Origin of the sequence: Streptococcus pseudopneumoniae, assembly GCF_038148935.1 — a bacterium.
Taxonomy (GTDB): Bacteria; Bacillota; Bacilli; order Lactobacillales; family Streptococcaceae; genus Streptococcus; species Streptococcus pseudopneumoniae_U.
Genome location: NZ_JBBJZX010000198.1, coordinates 1 through 648, shown reverse-complemented (window position 1 = coordinate 648; position 648 = coordinate 1). Strand labels below are relative to the sequence as shown.

The window sequence follows — 648 nt, the reverse complement described above, 5'->3', positions numbered from 1 at the left end:
ATCTGGCGAAATGGCTACAGGCTGGAAGAAAATTTCTGACAAGTGGTATTATTTCGACGTAGAGGGTGCTATGAAGACAGGATGGGTCAAGTACAAGGAGACTTGGTATTATCTTGACGGTAAAGAAGGTGCCATGGTATCAAATGCCTTCGTCCAGTCCGCAGACGGAACAGGCTGGTACTACATCAAGGCAGATGGAACAATGGCTGATAAGCCAGAGTTCACAGTTGAGCCAGATGGCTTGATTACAACAAAAATAATTTAAAAAATAAAAGGAAAGGAAAACTTTCTAAATTGTTCTTTCACCGCAGGCTCAGGCTTGCGGTTTTTTATTTTGCAAAAAGACGCATTTTGAACGATTAGAAACCAAAATAGAAGTCCTATTGTTCAAAAAAGCGTTTACATGAAGAATAGAGAGGTGTTTTGTCAAAAATAAAAACAGTGAAATTAGTCACTGATCCTTTTGTAAACTATTAGAAGTAAATTGAAACCTTCTCAACTATACGGGCAAAGATGATTGTAAAAATGAATACGAAGATGAATACGATTTAAAAAAACGATGGAAATTAGTGTAAATGATTTTAAGGAAAAATAAGTAAAAACTCAACTATTTACAAGTGATGATAACTATTTGTAAACGTTTTTCAC

General features: G+C 35.3%; 1 pseudogene. It reads left to right on the top strand.

The features are described from left to right. A pseudogene (locus WKI42_RS10580) lies at nt 1-265 on the top strand (autolysin); the annotation flags it as partial. Between the last annotated feature and the right edge of the window lie 383 nt (nt 266-648).